Source organism: Pseudomonas sp. W2Aug9, assembly GCF_023127755.1.
In the GTDB taxonomy this organism is placed as follows: domain Bacteria; phylum Pseudomonadota; class Gammaproteobacteria; order Pseudomonadales; family Pseudomonadaceae; genus Aquipseudomonas; species Aquipseudomonas synxantha_A.
Map to the genome: position 1 here is coordinate 139,404 of NZ_SPKL01000001.1, position 15,871 is coordinate 155,274.

Annotated in this window: 15 protein-coding genes; 6 read left to right on the top strand and 9 right to left on the bottom strand. The window is 61.6% G+C overall.

Annotated elements, in window-relative coordinates:
- Positions 1–14: 14 nt before the first annotated feature.
- The 3 genes from E3O56_RS00595 to E3O56_RS00605 form a co-directional block, all read right to left on the bottom strand.
- Positions 15–2,672 carry a TonB-dependent receptor gene (locus E3O56_RS00595; protein ID WP_248127605.1) on the bottom strand — a complete coding sequence of 886 codons (2,658 nt, stop codon included), beginning with the start codon at positions 2,670–2,672 and terminating at the stop codon, positions 15–17.
- A gap of 222 nt (positions 2,673–2,894) precedes the next feature.
- Entirely contained in the window at positions 2,895–3,893 is a 999-nt protein-coding gene (locus E3O56_RS00600) for a FecR family protein (RefSeq protein WP_103734833.1), read from the bottom strand.
- 63 nt (positions 3,894–3,956) lie between these two features.
- Complete coding sequence (locus tag E3O56_RS00605) at positions 3,957–4,478, bottom strand: RNA polymerase sigma factor (protein ID WP_032879370.1); 522 nt, start codon at positions 4,476–4,478, stop codon at positions 3,957–3,959.
- A gap of 205 nt (positions 4,479–4,683) precedes the next feature.
- Between E3O56_RS00605 and aroQ the strand changes: the two genes are divergently transcribed.
- Positions 4,684–5,130 (top strand): type II 3-dehydroquinate dehydratase, encoded by a 447-nt coding sequence (aroQ, locus tag E3O56_RS00610; protein ID WP_078822389.1) that lies wholly within the window; start codon positions 4,684–4,686, stop codon positions 5,128–5,130.
- On the top strand, positions 5,127–5,978 hold the full coding sequence (locus E3O56_RS00615) for a shikimate dehydrogenase (protein WP_248127643.1): 852 nt from the start codon (positions 5,127–5,129) through the stop codon (positions 5,976–5,978). Before aroQ ends, E3O56_RS00615 begins: the two co-directional genes overlap by 4 nt.
- 80 nt (positions 5,979–6,058) lie before the next feature.
- On the opposite strand, the gene E3O56_RS00620 is transcribed toward E3O56_RS00615, so the two are convergent.
- Both E3O56_RS00620 and quiC read right to left on the bottom strand, forming a co-directional pair.
- Positions 6,059–6,724 (bottom strand): TetR/AcrR family transcriptional regulator, encoded by a 666-nt coding sequence (locus E3O56_RS00620; protein ID WP_032879366.1) that lies wholly within the window; start codon positions 6,722–6,724, stop codon positions 6,059–6,061.
- Positions 6,725–6,799: 75 nt separating this feature from the next.
- Positions 6,800–8,701, bottom strand: a complete 1,902-nt coding sequence (gene quiC / locus E3O56_RS00625) for a 3-dehydroshikimate dehydratase QuiC (protein ID WP_148854034.1) — start codon at positions 8,699–8,701, stop codon at positions 6,800–6,802.
- A gap of 226 nt (positions 8,702–8,927) precedes the next feature.
- Between quiC and E3O56_RS00630 the strand changes: the two genes are divergently transcribed.
- Positions 8,928–10,262 carry an MFS transporter gene (locus E3O56_RS00630; RefSeq protein WP_032879362.1) on the top strand — a complete coding sequence of 445 codons (1,335 nt, stop codon included), beginning with the start codon at positions 8,928–8,930 and terminating at the stop codon, positions 10,260–10,262.
- 1 nt (position 10,263) lies between these two features.
- Here the strand turns inward: E3O56_RS00630 and E3O56_RS00635 are convergent, their stop codons facing one another.
- Positions 10,264–11,142, bottom strand: coding sequence for a DMT family transporter (locus tag E3O56_RS00635; protein WP_005791650.1), 879 nt, complete (start codon positions 11,140–11,142; stop codon positions 10,264–10,266).
- Between the two features lie 184 nt (positions 11,143–11,326).
- Between E3O56_RS00635 and E3O56_RS00640 the strand changes: the two genes are divergently transcribed.
- Genes E3O56_RS00640 through E3O56_RS00650 form a run of 3 tightly spaced genes read left to right on the top strand, consistent with a single transcriptional unit; the run spans position 11,327 to position 13,645 of the window.
- On the top strand, positions 11,327–11,737 hold the full coding sequence (locus E3O56_RS00640) for a membrane lipoprotein lipid attachment site-containing protein (RefSeq protein WP_005791651.1): 411 nt from the start codon (positions 11,327–11,329) through the stop codon (positions 11,735–11,737).
- A 45-nt stretch (positions 11,738–11,782) separates the two neighbouring features.
- Positions 11,783–12,670, top strand: coding sequence for a neutral zinc metallopeptidase (locus E3O56_RS00645; RefSeq protein WP_078822392.1), 888 nt, complete (start codon positions 11,783–11,785; stop codon positions 12,668–12,670).
- Entirely contained in the window at positions 12,671–13,645 is a 975-nt protein-coding gene (locus tag E3O56_RS00650) for an alpha/beta hydrolase (RefSeq protein WP_248127607.1), read from the top strand.
- A gap of 132 nt (positions 13,646–13,777) precedes the next feature.
- Here the strand turns inward: E3O56_RS00650 and E3O56_RS00655 are convergent, their stop codons facing one another.
- From E3O56_RS00655 to E3O56_RS00665, 3 genes are read right to left on the bottom strand one after another with little or no spacing between them, the layout of a single operon-like run.
- Positions 13,778–14,365 carry an HAD family hydrolase gene (locus E3O56_RS00655; protein ID WP_032879354.1) on the bottom strand — a complete coding sequence of 196 codons (588 nt, stop codon included), beginning with the start codon at positions 14,363–14,365 and terminating at the stop codon, positions 13,778–13,780.
- Positions 14,362–15,231 carry an acyl-CoA thioesterase II gene (gene tesB / locus E3O56_RS00660; RefSeq protein ID WP_005791655.1) on the bottom strand — a complete coding sequence of 290 codons (870 nt, stop codon included), beginning with the start codon at positions 15,229–15,231 and terminating at the stop codon, positions 14,362–14,364. The genes E3O56_RS00655 and tesB overlap by 4 nt, the downstream gene beginning before the upstream one ends.
- 38 nt (positions 15,232–15,269) lie before the next feature.
- A complete protein-coding gene (locus E3O56_RS00665; RefSeq protein WP_248127609.1) occupies positions 15,270–15,839 on the bottom strand; it encodes a GNAT family N-acetyltransferase in 570 nt (189 codons plus the stop codon).
- Positions 15,840–15,871: the final 32 nt, after the last annotated feature.

Below are 15,871 nucleotides of genomic sequence, written 5' to 3' on the forward strand. Positions count from 1 at the left end.
CTGGGCAAAAGCGGTCAGAACTGATATTCAACGGTGCCCTGCAACGTGCGCCCACGGCCCAGGGTGAAGGCCAGCACATCGCCCAACGGCACCAGATAGGCGCGATCGGTGACGTTTTCCATGGCCAGGCGCAGGGTCAGTTGATCGGTGGCGCGGTAACTGCCGTAAAAGTCATAGACGGTGTAGGGCTTCCAGTCGGCGGGATAGACGCCGGTTTGCGCGGTGGTCACCCCGGCGGCGCCTTTGACGTAGTAGCCCGCGCTGTAGCGAGCGCGCACGCCCACATCCAGCTTGCGTTCAAGGAACCGTGCGCCCAGGGTGGCGGTGCCACGGTCCATGGGCATGTGTTCGGAAGAGCCCAGGATCGCGCTGCAACCCACGCCGGCATTGGCCGCATCGTCCGGTACCATCGCATCCACCGGCGCCCGGTTGCCGGGCCGCTTCTGGGTTTTGGTCACGCCGCCGAGCCAGGCGGTTTTGCTGCAAAACTTGTTGCTGCCGAGCATCCGCGTGTAGTTGAACTGGCCGTAGGCAAAGCCGGCGTCGTAATCGAGCTGGTACTCAAGGCCACGAAAACGCGTGGTTTCCAGGTTGTTGACGTAGGCCGCACTGCCGATATTGACGTTGCCATAACCGGGTGGCTGCACGCCCAGGGCCATATAGGAAAAGTCATCGACCCGGGTGTTGAAGTACGACACCTTCATGCCCGCGCGATCATCGGCGAACAGCAGGTCTTGCTTGAGCACATTGAACCCGACTTCCCACGCAGTGGATCGCTCCGGCTTGAGGTAGGGGTTGGGGAGAATCGACTCCGACCCACCGCCATGGGGCCGGCCGCTGACCAGGGCTTCGGTCACCGCCGGCGGACGCCAGCCCTTGCCGTAGGTGGCGAAGAGCTGCAACCAATCGACGCCAGGCTTGATCGACAGGCCGAAGGTCGGGGAGAAACGGCCCTCCTCGCGATCCACGTCGTAGTTGACCGGCACCCCAATCTGGCGGGTGGTGCCGAGGATGAACGTGCGGGTGTTCAAGCCGGTTTCGCCCCGCAGCCGATAGCGGTCATAACGCAAGCCGGCGTTGAGGTTCAGCCAACCGTCGTAGTCCAGATCCAGGCGCCCGAACAGGCTGCCCATCGCGCGATCGCCTTTGGGCGTAATGCTTTCCGCCGCCGACGCGGTCAGCGCCGAGCCGGCTTCTACGGCCTGGTTGGAATCGGGCCGAACCTTATCGTAGAAAAACTCCAGCCCGTAGTTGGCCTTGAGTGCGGCCAGCTCGGTCAGGGCAAAGGTCGAGATGTTCTGCGCCTGCACGCCATAGGTATTGGTTTGATAGGTAACGTCGTAACCCTTGCTGATCCCCCGGGCCAGCGTGGATTGGTCATTGCGGGTATCCACATGATAAAGCTTGGCCTTGAAGTCGATCAGCGGGTTGTCCGGTGCGTAGCTGTAATCCAGCGCGAAGTTCTGCGCCTTGACGTTGCTGCTGCCGAGCTTTTCCCACAACTGGGACTTTTCGGCGGTCATCATGTTGACGTCGTCGTAGTCGACCTCGGTGACCAGGTAGCTCAGTTGCAGACGCTGATCAACTGGCAGGTTGAGCCCCAGCTTGAGCAGGCGCGAGCGCATCACCGAGCCTGAATAGGCGACCGTGCTGTGCTTGATGCGCTCTTCACTGGCCGGCATGTACGCCGCACCGGTACGCAGCTCGCCGATGCTGCCCTTGGTGCCAGGGTTGTAATCGCCCAGGTGACGCTCACTGGCGGCCACCAACATGTCCCACACGTCGGTCCCCACGGCAAACGCCGAACTGCCGATAAAATGCGTGCCGTTGCTGCGCGCGCCCAACCCGGTGGTGAGGCGAATGCGCCCGCCGAGTTGCTTGCCGTCCTTGAGCAGGTCGGCGGCCTCCACGGTACGGAAATTGGCCACCCCGCCAATCACGCCAGCCCCGCCCTGGGTTGAGGTCGCGCCCTTTTCGATCACCACTTCGGACAACAACTCTGGGTCGACATACAGCGTGCCATTGCGTTGCTGGTGGCCGCTCTGCTGGTAATTCTGGCGCATGCCATCGACCGACATATTGACCCGGCCATAGTCCTGGATACCGCGGATATTCACGGACAGGCCAGGGTCTTGCTGGCTGACGGCGGAGTAGACGCCGGGCGCCTCTTCGAGCATCTCGGCAGCATGGCGTGGCGGGTTGCGGTCCAGTTGCTCGCGATCGACCACGCTGACCGAACGTGGTGTTGAATACACCCAGTCCTGCTTGTGCAGGCCGGTGATGGTGGTGGTCCCCAAGGCCAGCGCTCCGGCCTGTTGCTCGACGCGGGTCAAGGTGACCTGGCGCTCGCCGGTGAAACGATATTCAACCGGTGCGGCACCCAGCAGGCGGCCAAGACCTTCCTGCACGTCGAAGCTGCCCTTGAGCGCGGAGCTGCTCAACCCTTGCAGGCGCTGGCTGTCGAACAACACTTGCAGGCCCGCCTGATCGGCGAACGCCAGTACTGCACTGCCCAGGGATTGCGCAGGAATGTCGAACCTCAACACAGCAGATTGGGCTGCGCCAGCCGCAGGCTGCACGGCATGCACCGGCGCGGCGACGGCAAACAATCCCAAGTGAATGGCCAGGGCCAACCGGCTGCCGGTGATACGCCCCTTGGTGAGTGCTGACATGTATGGTTATCCCTGCGCTAAGCGTTTTTTGTTTATGCGAATGCTTCTCACCTAGCAAGACGCGCGAGACGCGAGAAGTCAGTAAGGCTTTTTAGAAATTTTTAATGAGGGTTTGAAAACCAGCCCGCGTGTGGCGGGGGAGCTTGCTCCCGTTCGACTGCGCAGCAGTCGCAAGCAAGCTTGCTCGCCACAGGACAGAGCTGCTGCCGATAACGCGAAAGGTCAATAGATCAGGCTGAGGCCGGCCAGGTCCAAGCGTTGCACTTGAAGTTCCTGGGTCAGGGTGGCGAGTGCGCTGTCGAGCATGTCCAGGCGGAAGACACCGCTGACTTCGCGCTCACCCAAGGCCGCGTCGGTCAACACTACCCGCCCGGGGCGGTAACGGTTGAGTTGCTCGATAACCTTGGCCAACGGCTGGCGGTCGAAGATCAACACACCGCGCCGCCAACTGGTGGCGCGATCCACATCAAACTGATCAAGGCTGACCACGCCGTCACTTAGGCTGTAACGCGCAGCCTGGCCTTGCTGCACAACGCGCTCGACCGGGCCTGTGGTCGGTGAGGCCTGCATAGACACCTCGACGCTGTGCTGCAGCACACCGACCCAGGCCTGGCTCTGGCCCTCACGCTCGACCACAAACCGCGTGCCCAGCGCCCGGGTCTGGCCCCCGGCGCTGTGCACCACGAACGGCCGGGTTTCTTCGCCTTTCATCGGCGCCACATCAAAAACCGCCGAGCCCTGGAGCAGGCTGATACCCCGCTGCACGCCATCGTAATCCAGGCGAATGGCGCTGGCGGAATCCAGTTCCACCCTACTGCCGTCCGCCAGGTGCACCGTGCGCACCTCTCCCTTTTGCGTGACGTAGTCGGCCTGCATGTGCAGCAACACGTCGGGCCCGCGTAGCCAGCCGACGCCGGCCACCACCACGACCAGCGCCACAGCGGCTGCACGTTGCCACGGCCTTCTGCGTTTGGTGCGGCGCACGGGCGGGGTCGGCGCGGCTGGCCGTTGTCGGTGTACGGGCTCGTCCTTATGTACTTCACCCAATGCCGCCCAGGTCTGCTCGGCAAACCGCAGCGCCCCTTCGTGACGGCTGTCGCGGGCGATCCACTGGCGCAACTCGGCCTGCTCCTGTTCGCTCAGGGCACCGGCGTGCAGGCGCACCGCCCATTCGGCAGCCGCCTCGGTAATGCTGTGCTGTTGCGGACCCTGGCTATTCACGTGTGAATCTCGAATTTTCGTTATGTAGACGCTCTGACGTCTGGCCTGGCATTTTTCGGTAATTCATTCGTCGGATGGCGCCACCTCGCCTTCCTGCAAGCGCTGCATCACATAGGCCAACGCCTTGGCCAGATGCTTTTGCACTGAGCTGTCGGAGATAGCCAGGTGCCGGGCGACCTGGGCGTGGGTCATGCCTTCGATACGGTTCAAGCGAAAAATCTGCTGGGTGCGCTCCGGCAGTTCCGCCAGTGCCTGCTTCAATGCCTGTCGCTGTTGCTGCGCCATTGCCTGAGCCTCCAACCCGGCCACGTCATCTTCGATCTCGGCCAGCGCCTCATGGGGCACGGTGTCGGTCTTGCGCCGCGCTTCCTGACGAATATGGTCGATCAGCAGATTGCTTGCCGTTCGATAGAGATAGCCCTGGGAGTTGTCGATGCGCTCACCGGCCGGTTTTTCCGCCAGCCGCAGGAAGCTCTCCTGCACCAGGTCTGCGGCCAATTGCGGGTCCCGTACCTTGCGCGCCAGATACCCGCGCAGGGTATCGGCGTGCTTGAGAAACAGGCCCTTGAGATCCACGTCCGACAAACCGACTCCCTGGAATGTATAGGAAACAGGCGGGCATCTTAAGCGTTGTCGAGAATGATTTTCAATTGATATCTAATCTGATCGGGCCGTAAGAGGTTGTTGATAACAGTTCGATAACCGCACAGATCCGCTGCGATCAATTGACCAAACTAACCAACCAGTACATTTTACCCACATAACCAATAAGAACTGTGGAGATCCCGCTATGCCGCCCATCGTGCTGGTGCTCAACGGCCCCAACCTCAACCTGCTCGGCACCCGCGAGCCGGCCACTTATGGCCATGAAACCCTGGCTGACATCGCCGCCCTGTGTGGCCGCAGCGCCACTGAACTCGGGCTGAAAATCGAGTTTCGCCAGACCAACCACGAAGGCGAACTGCTCGACTGGATCCACGGCGCCCGTAACCGTTGTGCGGGTATCGTGATCAACCCGGCAGCCTGGACCCACACCTCGGTCGCGATCCGCGATGCGCTGGTGGCCAGTGAAGTGCCGGTGATCGAAGTGCATTTATCCAACGTGCACGCGCGCGAAGCGTTTCGTCAGCATTCATTTGTATCGCCCATCGCCAAGGCGGTGCTGGCCGGGTTTGGCAGCCACGGCTACCACCTGGCGCTGGAGCACTTCAGCCAGACACTCAAGGGATACGCCTGATGAAACCGCGCATTCTCGCCGGCCTGATCGGCGCCGGTATCCAGGCTTCCCGCACCCCTGCCCTGCATGAGCACGAGGGGGACGCCCAGGGCCTGCGCTACCTGTATCGCCTGATCGACCTTGAGCCGCTGCACCTGGACCTCGACGCCCTGCCCGACCTGCTGCGGGCCGCCGAGTTGATGCACTTCAACGGGTTGAACATTACCTACCCGTGCAAACAGGCGATCCTGCCCCTGCTTGATGACTTGTCCGACGAGGCCCGGGGCATTGGTGCAGTCAACACCGTGGTGTTCAGGGACGGTAAACGCATCGGCCACAACACCGATTGCCTGGGCTTCGCCGAAGGGTTTCGCCGCAACTTGCATGACGTTGCCCGCCGACACGTGGTGCAGATGGGCGCCGGTGGCGCGGGCGCAGCGGTGGCCCATGCGCTGCTGGCAGAGGGGGTCGAGCACTTGAGCATTTTCGACGTGGACGCCTCCCGCGCCCGCGACCTTGTGGATAACCTCGCGCAGCGCTTCGGCCCTGGTCGTGCCCAGGTCGGCACTGATCTGAAAAATGCGATGGCCGAGGCCGATGGTTTAGTCAATACCACGCCGATGGGCATGACCAAGCTGCCCGGCACACCGGTCCCCGCTGCGTTGTTGCGGGCAGGGTTGTGGGTTGCGGAAATCGTGTATTTCCCGCTGGAAACCGAACTGCTGCGCGACGCCCGCGCATTGGGTTGCCGCACCCTGGATGGCGGCAACATGGCGGTGTTTCAGGCGGTGAAGGCGTTTGAGTTGTTCAGCGGTGAAGTGGCGGATGCAGACAGGATGCTGGCGCACTTCCAGAGCATGAATGGCTGACTGCCGAAACAGAGTTCAAATGTGGGAGGGGCGGTGCGACGATTCGACTTGCTCCCTCCCACATTGGCCCAGCGCTGAACTCAGGCTTGCAGGTAGCGCAACACCGACTCGCAGATCATCTCCCGGTGCCGGTGCTTGATCGCCTCATCCGACAGTTCGATCTGGAATATCTCGCTGAAGGTATGCCGGTTGGAGACCCGGTAAAAGCTGAACGAATTGATCAACAGGTGCACGTCCAACGGCTCCAGCCCTTCGCGAAACAACCCCAGTTCGGCGCCACGGCGCAAGGTCTCGCCCAGCCCTTCGAGGATCTTGCTGTTCATCGCCTTGATGGTCTCGGTGCGTTTGACGTACTCGGCGTTGTGGATATTTTCGATGCTGACGATGCGCACGAAATCCACGTTCTGGTCATGGTGATCGAAGGTGAATTCCACCAGCCGGCGAATCGCCTCACGCGGCTCCAGGGCCGTGAGGTTCATGCGGGTTTCAGTGTTGCGGATATCGCCGTAGAGCTTCTCCAATACCTCGACGTATAACTGCTCTTTACTGCCGAAGTAGTAATAGATCATGCGCTTGGAGGTGTGGATACGCTCGGCGATGGCGTCCACGCGAGCGCCGGCCAGGCCCTGTTGAACAAACTCGACAATGGCTTCCTGGAGAATATTCTCGCGGGTCTTTTCCGGATTGTTCTTGCGACTCTTGCGCGGTGCGTCAGCTACCGCGGGGAGATCGGGACTCGGGGTCATGGTGCGCTCACGGCCATTGTTTGCAAGCGCTGATTATGGGCCGCGGCGCTTCCCGAAGGAAGCACCTGCCTGCGGTTATAGCCGGGCCTGGCGTACCGCCCCACTGCGCGACTTGGCCATCGCCGCCAGACGCACCGCTACGTTGGCCGCGCCGTAGCCGGCATAGCCGTTCTTGCGCTGGATGATCTCGAAGAAAAACCGCCCTTCGAACGCCTCGGTGTACACATGAAACAACTCACCGCCCTGGGCGTCGCGGTCGTACAGCACGTTGTAATACGCCAGCTCACTGAGGAACTCATCGTCGAAATCGAAGCGCGCCGCCAGGTCGTCGTAATAGTTGAGTGGAATATCCAACAACGGCACGCCGGCCTCTTTGGCCCGGCGCACCTCGGCGAAAATATCCGCACAATCGAAGGCAATATGGTGCACGCCCGAACCGCGATAGCTGGAAAGCGCGTGGGAAATCGCCGTATTGCGGTTTTCGGAGATGTTCAGCGGCAGGCGAATCGAACTGCAACGGCTGCGCAACGCACGGCTCTTCACCAAGCCGTAGGGGTCGGGCAGCACCACTTCGTCATCGGCTTCGAAATCCAGCAGGCTTTTGTAGAACAGCACCCAACTGTCGAGGCTGTCCGCCGGCAGCGCCATGGCCATATGATCGATGCGCAACAAGCCACCGCTGGCGGGTGTGGCCACTTGCAGGTTGAAATCGGTGTCGTACAGCCCGCCTTCGCTGGGGTCCACCAGGTAGATCAGGCTGCCGTCCGGCGCACGCACCGCGGCCAATTCCAGCTCGTTGGGGCCGACCAGGCCGCGATAAGGCTGGCCCTTGTAGGCCACCGCACGCTCCAGGGCCTTGGCGCTGTCCTTGACCCGAATCGCGGTGGCGCACAGCGATGGGCCATGGGCCTCGAAAAAGTTGTGGGCGAAAGAATAGGGTTCGCAGTTGAGGATCAGGTTGATGTCACCCTGGCGCAACAGGCTCACATTCTTCGAGCGATGCTGACCGGCCTTGGCGAAACCCAGGCGCTCCAGCCAGTGGGTCAGTTTGGCGCCGAGGCTTTCATCCACGGCAAATTCAAGAAACTCGATACCGTCATATTCGCTGGCCGCCGGGGTTTCAAACAGGATGTCCACGGGCGCAGCGGGGGCTTGTTCAGCCAGGCGTTGGCGGGTTTTTTCTTCCAGGTATAACAGTGACCGCAAGCCATCCGCCGCATTCGCCCGAGTCGGCGCGGCGCGGAAACCGTCGTTGAAAATTTCCAGGGACAACGGCCCGGTGTAGCCACTCTGGATGATTGGAGCAAGAAAGCCCGCCAGGTCGAACTCGCCCTGCCCCGGGAAGCAGCGGAAATGCCGGCTCCACTCCAGCACATCCATGGCCAGGATCGGCGCGTCGGCCATTTGCACAAAGAAAATCTTGTCGCCGGGGATCTGCGCAATGGCGCTGGGGTCGCCCTTGAGCGACAAGGTGTGGAAGCTGTCGAGCAACACGCCCAGGCTTGGGTGATCGACCTGGCGCACCAGGTTCCACACCTGCTGCCAGGTGTTCACATGCTTGCCCCAGGCCAATGCTTCATAGCCGATGCGCAGGCCACGCTTGCCCGCGTGCTCGGCCAGCAGGCTCAAGTCATCGAGCAGAATACGTTCGTCGCCCACGCTGTCGGCCGAGGCATTGCTGCACACCAATACCAGGTCGGTGCCCAGTTCCTGCATCAAGTCAAACTTGCGCTCGGCGCGCTCCAGGTTGCGCGCCAGGCGGTCGCGGCGGCATCCTTCGAAGTCGCGAAACGGTTGGAACAAGGTGATGGCAATGCCCAGGTCGGCGCACATCTGCCTGACTTCCCGGGGGCTGCCGTCGTAATACAACAAATCGTTCTCGAAGATTTCCACCCCATCAAACCCGGCGGCGGCAATAGCCTCAAGCTTTTCCGGCAGGGTGCCGCTCAAGGACACAGTGGCAATAGAACGTTGCATGGAAGACTCCCGGCAATTGTTGTTTGTGGCAAATTATTCGCCCCCAGCCTACAGGCAGCAATTAAAATGTACGAACCGGTTAGTTTTTGGTGCGATTATCGAACACTATGCCCCTTTGGCGAATTGACGACTTTTTAACCACTGCGCACCATCGACCGGGCAATTCGCTCATGTAACAAAGACCCAGAACACACCATAAGAATTTCAAAAAAACGGGTACGACCTCATGCCTCTGCAAAATCCAGCCCTGGCCACGCGCCCGGGCAACCCGCACGCCGGCATCGGCGACAAGATCCGCGGTGCCCTGGCCGTGGGTAAAACGCGCTGGGGCATGCTGGCCCTGGTGTTTTTTGCCACCACCCTGAACTACATCGACCGCGCCGCCCTGGGCGTGATGCAACCGATCCTGGCCAAAGAAATGAGCTGGACGGCGATGGACTACGCCAACATCAACTTCTGGTTCCAGGTCGGCTACGCCATCGGCTTTGTGCTGCAAGGTCGCCTGATCGACCGCGTAGGCGTCAAGCGCGTGTTCTTTTGCGCCGTGCTGCTGTGGAGCCTGGCCACCGGCGCCCACGGTCTGGCCACTTCGGCGGTGGGCTTTATGGTCTGCCGGTTTATCCTCGGCCTGACCGAAGCCGCCAACTACCCCGCCTGCGTCAAGACCACACGTTTGTGGTTCCCGGCGGGTGAACGTGCGGTGGCCACCGGCATCTTCAACGCCGGCACCAACGTCGGCGCGATGATGACACCGATGCTGCTGCCGTTGATCCTGCACGTGTGGGGCTGGCAGGCGGCGTTCCTGTGCATGTCGGCACTCGGCGCGATCTGGCTGGTGTTCTGGGGGTTGAAGTACTACAACCCGGAAGACCACCCAAGCGTTAAACAATCGGAACTGGACTACGTGCAACAGGAAGTCGAGCCCGAACAGCCCCGCGTGCCGTTCAGCCGCATCCTGCGTATGCGTGGCACCTGGGCCTTCGCCATCGCCTACGCGCTGACTGCGCCGGTGTTCTGGTTCTACCTGTACTGGCTGCCGCCGTTTTTGAACCAGCAATACAACCTGGGCATCAACGTGACGCAGATGGGCATTCCGCTGATCATCATTTACCTGACCGCCGACTTCGGCAGCGTGGGAGGCGGGATTCTGTCGTCATTCCTGATCGGCCGCGGGATGAACTCGATCAAGGCGCGGCTCTTGTCGATGCTGCTGTTCGCCTGCTGCATAGTCGGTGTGATCATGGCGGCCGGCTCCAGCCAGCTGTGGGTCGCGGTGTTCGCCATCTCCCTGGCCATCGGCGCCCACCAGGCCTGGACCGCCAACATCTGGAGCCTGGTGATGGACTACACGCCCAAGCACATGATGAGCACGGTGTTCGGCTTCGGCGGCATGTGCGCGGCCATCGGCGGCATGTTCATGACCCAGATCGTCGGCCATATCCTCACGGTGACCAACAACAACTACACAGTGTTATTCACCCTGATCCCGGCGATGTACTTCATTGCGCTGACCTGGATGTACTTCATGGCTCCGCGCAAGATTCCTACCGTCGACCTTTGACCTACCTGCGCCGCTGCTGCCAGGCAGCGGCCAACCCGCTCATGCAGATCACCCCGATACCCACCACCGTGGTTGTATCGGGGGTATGGCTGAACACCAGCCAGCCCAACAACCCCGCAAACACAATCTGGCAATAGCCAAACGGCGCCAGCAAGGCCGGCGCCGCAAAGCGGAACGCCTGGGTGAGCATCAGGTGTGCCGTCATCCCGCAGGTCCCCAGTGCCAGCATCAGCACGCCATGCCACAGGCTCGGCACCTGCCAGAAGAACGGCACCATGGCGCTCATGACCAGGGTATTGCACAGCCCGGCGAAGAAGTTGCTGGTGGTCGGCGTATCGAACTTACTGAGGATGCGCGTCAACAGTTGGTAAAAGCAGAAGAACGTCGCCGAACACAACGGCAACAGCACCGCCGGCGTGAACAGTTCGCCGCCGGGATGGATGATTACCAGCACCCCGATAAAGCCGCAGATCACCGCCAGCCACTGGCCGCGTGTCACATGTTCGCCCAACAGCGGCACCGACAGCGCTGTCACCAGGATCGGCGCGAGGAAGTTCACCGCGGTGGCTTCGGCCAATGGGATGTAGTGCAATGCGGCGGTGAAAAACAGGCTGGTGCCCAACAGGCACAATGCCCGCACCACCTGCATACCCGGGCGCTTGCTGCGCAGTACGCGCAAGCCTGATTGCGGCAGGAAGATCCCGGCCATCAGCAGGGTGTGCACCAGGTAGCGCGCCCACACCACCATCACAATGGGGTAGAACCCGGCCAGGTATTTGGACAAGGCGTCGTGGCTGGAGAACAGGAACGTCGCCACCACAATCAGCAGGATGCCTTTGAAGGGATGGTTGACGCCTGAGAGGGGGGTACTGACAGTCATGGAATTCTCTTGCTGGCGGGCTGAACGCGATGGTACTCAACCCGGTAATCTAGCAGCCGGGCCAGCGCCTGCTCCAAGAGCATAACCAAACAGCGGGCGAACAGCGCACTAAATCACTGGAATCGAGTCCAACCCTGCACGCTCGCCCAGGCGTTGCACACTTTTTAATCAAGGCCTTGCCGCTATGAAAAAAATCCTGTTTGTTCTGTCTGCCCTCGCCCTGCTTACCGCCTGCGATAAAGCCAAGGAAGCCCCCAAGCCCGCGCCGCCGTCTGTACAGGCGACCCTGGTGCCGCAAACGCCCCCCACCGATCAATGGGTCGGCAAATGGATCGGCGTCGAAGGCTTGCACCTGACCATCGCCAAGGACGACAGCATCGGCCGCGGCCACTACCTTCTGACCATGCAATACGGCCTCGACGCCGACGATGCCGGCACCTTCAAAGGTGAAGCGAACGAAGATGGCATCGCCTTCACCCGCCCCGACGGCCCGCAGCTGTTGCGCGCCGGAGACGGCGCCGCCACCGGCCTGAAATGGCTGGCGGATAAAAAAGACTGCCTGATCGTGACCACCGGCGAAGGCTATTGCCGTTAATACCGACCATAATCAATCACGGTTAGCACACAGAGGAATGCTCCCATGCTATGGAAAAAAGGCCGACGCAGCGACAACGTGGTGGATGCCCGCGATGACAGTGGCGGCGGCGGTGGCGGTATGCGCTTTGGCGGCGGCAAGGGCCTGAGCCTGACGGCCATTGTGCTGGTCGTAGGTATTGGCTGGCTGACCGGGCAAGACCCGATGCAGATCCTCGGCCAGTTGACGGGGCAGATGGAGCAGGCGCCGTCGGTGAGTTCGCAATCGCGCCAGGCGCCACCGGCCAATGATGAGCACGCCGATTTTGTGCGCGCGGTGTTGGGTGATACCGAAGACACCTGGGGCCAGGTGTTCCAGGAAAACGGCCTGGCCTACAAGAACCCCAAGCTGGTGCTGTTCCGTGGCCGGGTGAACTCCGCCTGCGGTGGCGCCACCTCGGCCAGCGGCCCGTTCTATTGCCCGGCTGACCAGCAGGTCTACCTGGACCTGGATTTCTTCCGCGAAATGTCGCAACGCTTCCAGGCCGCCGGCGATTTCGCTCAGGCCTACGTGATCGCCCACGAAGTCGGGCATCACGTGCAAACCCTGCTCGGCATCTCGTCCAAGATCCAGGCGGCGCGCCAACAGGGTCGGCAAATGGAAGGCGATGGCGGCCTGCTGGTACGCCAGGAGCTGCAAGCCGACTGCTTTGCCGGGGTGTGGGCCAATCGGGCGCAAAAACGCCTGAACTGGCTGGAGCCCGGCGATATCGAAGAAGCCCTGAATGCAGCCAACGCCATTGGCGATGACCGCTTGCAGCAACAGGGCCAAGGGCGCGTGGTGCCGGACTCGTTTACCCACGGCACCTCGGCGCAACGGGTACGCTGGTTCAAGACTGGCTTCGCACAGGGCCAGATCACTCAATGCGATACCTTCGCGGCCAAGAGTCTCTAAATGATCAAACGATTGGGGGTGCTGCTGGGTGTGTTCGTGTCCTGCTGCACCCTGGCGGCTGAACACGGCGTCAAGGTGGTCAGCCCCGATCGCTTTCATCTGGAGGCGGGCGACCTCAGCCTCGGCGTAAGCCAGGACTGGCGCCAGCCGCTGCCCAAGGTCACGCGTGCGCTGATCATCGTGCACGGCCGCCTGCGCAATGCGCAGACCTATCTGCAAAGCGGTATTGACGCCGCCACCCATGCCGGGGTCGGCGGTACTACGCTGGTGATCGCGCCGCAGTTTCTGAATCAATCGGACGTGAAGCGTAACCATCTGGGCAATCAGGTATTGCGTTGGAAGGGCAACGACTGGATGGCTGGCGAAGCTTCCACCGCGCCTGGGCAGGTCAGTTCTTATGGCGCTCTGGACCAGATCATCAAGCACCTGGGCAACCGCAAGCTGTTCCCGGCGCTGAAGGAAATCGTGATCGCCGGGCATTCCGGTGGCGGCCAGGTCGTCCAACGCTTCGCCCTCACCGGCCATGAACACCCGTTGCTGCAAACCGAAGGCATCAGCCTGCGGTACGTGGTGGCCAACCCATCGTCCTACGCCTACTTCAGCCCGCAGCGGCCGGTGCCGTTCGATACGGCCAGTTGCCCAAGCTTCAACGACTGGAAATACGGCATGCAAAAGCTGCCCGATTACGTGGGTGACCGAGGCGCCCAGCAACTGGAAAAAGCCTACGTCTCACGCGACATCACTTACCTGTTGGGCCAGCAGGACACCGACCCCAACCACCCGGCACTGGATAAAAGCTGCGAGGCCGAAACCCAGGGTGCGTATAGGCTGATTCGTGGGCACAACTACTTTGACTACCTCAAGCTGCGCCATCCGCAGTTGAGTCACAAGCTGGTGGAAGTGCCAGGGGTGGGGCATGACGGGGATAAGATGTTTACCTCGCCAGAGGGAGAAAAGGTGCTGTTTGCCCAGTAGCACCTGAAGGAACCCAATCAAAATGTGGGAGGGGGCTTGCTCCCGATAGCGGTGTGCCAGCTAAACATAGGCTGGCTGACACACTGCAATCGGGAGCAAGCCCCCTCCCACATTTGATCTCCGTCGCCTGGGTTAGATCATTCGGCGCAGCGCCGCACAATCCTCGGCATGCCAATCCGCCAACTCCGGCCACGGGTTATCCGGCAAGTTCACCAACACCGTCCTGGCCCCCGCCGCCCGGCCACAATCCAGGTCAAAGCGATAATCCCCCACCATCACCATCTCGCTCGGCGCTACCCCCCAGGCCGCCGCCAGTTTCAACAGGCCACCCGGATCAGGCTTGTGCGGCGCGTCATCACGCCCCAGCACATCCTCAATGGCAAAGCAGTCCGCCAAGCCAATCGCATCCAGGGTGATATGGGCCAGCTCCCGCGCATTGCGGGTCAGGATGCCCAGGCGATAACCACGCCCGGCCAATTCCCTTACCAACTCAACGGCACCTTCGGCCGCGACCGACCCCAGCGCCAACTCGCGCTCATGCTCCAGCAACCAGGCATGTTTGGCTGCCGCAACATCCGCCGGCAATGCAGCCAGGTGCGTGAGGATGTCGTCCTCAGGCGCAATCTCCAACGCCACGCGAATGGCGGCAAAGTCATGCACTGCCACCGTCAGCGTGCCGTCCATGTCGAACACCCAATGTTTAACGTCTGACAGGCTCATGCCCAGTCCTTGCGATGGCGGATCAAGCCTTCCTGGGTCACCGATGCCACCAGTTGCCCGGCGCGGTTGTACACGCTGCCGCGGGAGAAACCCCGGGAGTTGCCGGCCCATGGGCTGTCCATGGCATACAGCAACCAGTCATCGGCGCGCAGGTCAGCGTGGAACCACAGCGCATGGTCGAGGCTGGCCACCTGCATGTCTTTCTGCCACACGGTCTTGCCATGGGGCAGCAACGAGGTGGTCAGCAAGCCGAAGTCCGAGGCATAGGCCAGCAGGTACTTATGCAGCGCCGGCGAATCCGCCAGGGCGCCGTCGGCACGAAACCACACGTACTTGACCGGGTCGGACGGCTGCGGGTTGAACGGGTCTTTTTCGGTGACCGGGCGCACTTCTATGGGCTTGGGGCACAGCAGCTTGTCGCGCATGTGCTCGGGGATCAGGTGCGCACGCTGTTGGGTCAGCTCCAGCTCCGACGGCAGATTCTCCGGGCCCACCACCACCGGCATGGTGGTCTGGTGCTCGAAGCCTGCTTCGTCGTACTGGAACGAGGTGGTACAGGTAAAGATCGGATGGCCCTTTTGAATCGCGGTGACACGGCGCGTGCTGAAGCTGCCGCCATCGCGCACACGGTCCACCGAATACACCACCGGCAACGCGGCATCGCCAGGGCGCAGGAAATAACCGTGCAGGGAATGCACATGCCGCGCTTCTTCTACGGTCTGGCTGGCCGCCGACAACGACTGACCCAGCACCTGGCCGCCGAACAACTGGCGAAAGCCCAGGTCCTGGCTGCGGCCGCGAAAGAGGTTCTCCTCGATCGGCTCCAGGGTCAGCAAGTCCACCAGATCTTCCAATACTTGGCTCATAGAGCAACTCCTACAATCAATAGGGCATTCCGGGCTGCTTATCCGTGCAGCGTGTCCAACCATTGGGCGCGGGTGATGCGGTACAAAACATGCGGGCGCAGCGGGTCATCGGCTGCGACTTTGGGGTGTTCGAAATCTGCCTGCGGATCGTAATGCATACCGATGGCCTGCATGACTTTTTGTGAGGGCAGATTGGCTTCGGTGGTAAAGGCGACGACTTCGTCCAGCTGCAAGCGATCAAAGCCGCAGCGCAATGCCGTCCAGGCCGCCTCACTGGCATAGCCCAGGCCCCAATGCTCACGGGCCAGGCGCCAACCAATCTCCACCGCCGGGGTGAAGCCCGCTTCGAAGCTGACATTCGCAAGGCCCGTCACGCCGATAAATTCACCGGTGTCTTTGCGCTGCAACGCCCAGAAACCAAAGCCATATTCAGCAAAATGCCCGCGAATCCGGCCGATCAGCGCGGCGCTTTCCAAGTGGCTCAATTTAGCCGGAAAGTAGCGCATCACCTGCGAGTCAGCGCACATGCGCGCAAATTCCGGCAGGTCGCTGTCGCGCCATTGGCGCAGCACCAAGCGTGCACTTTCCAATTCCAGTATCGGCTCCATGGGTCCCCCTGCCTTGCCATGTGCGTGAGTGT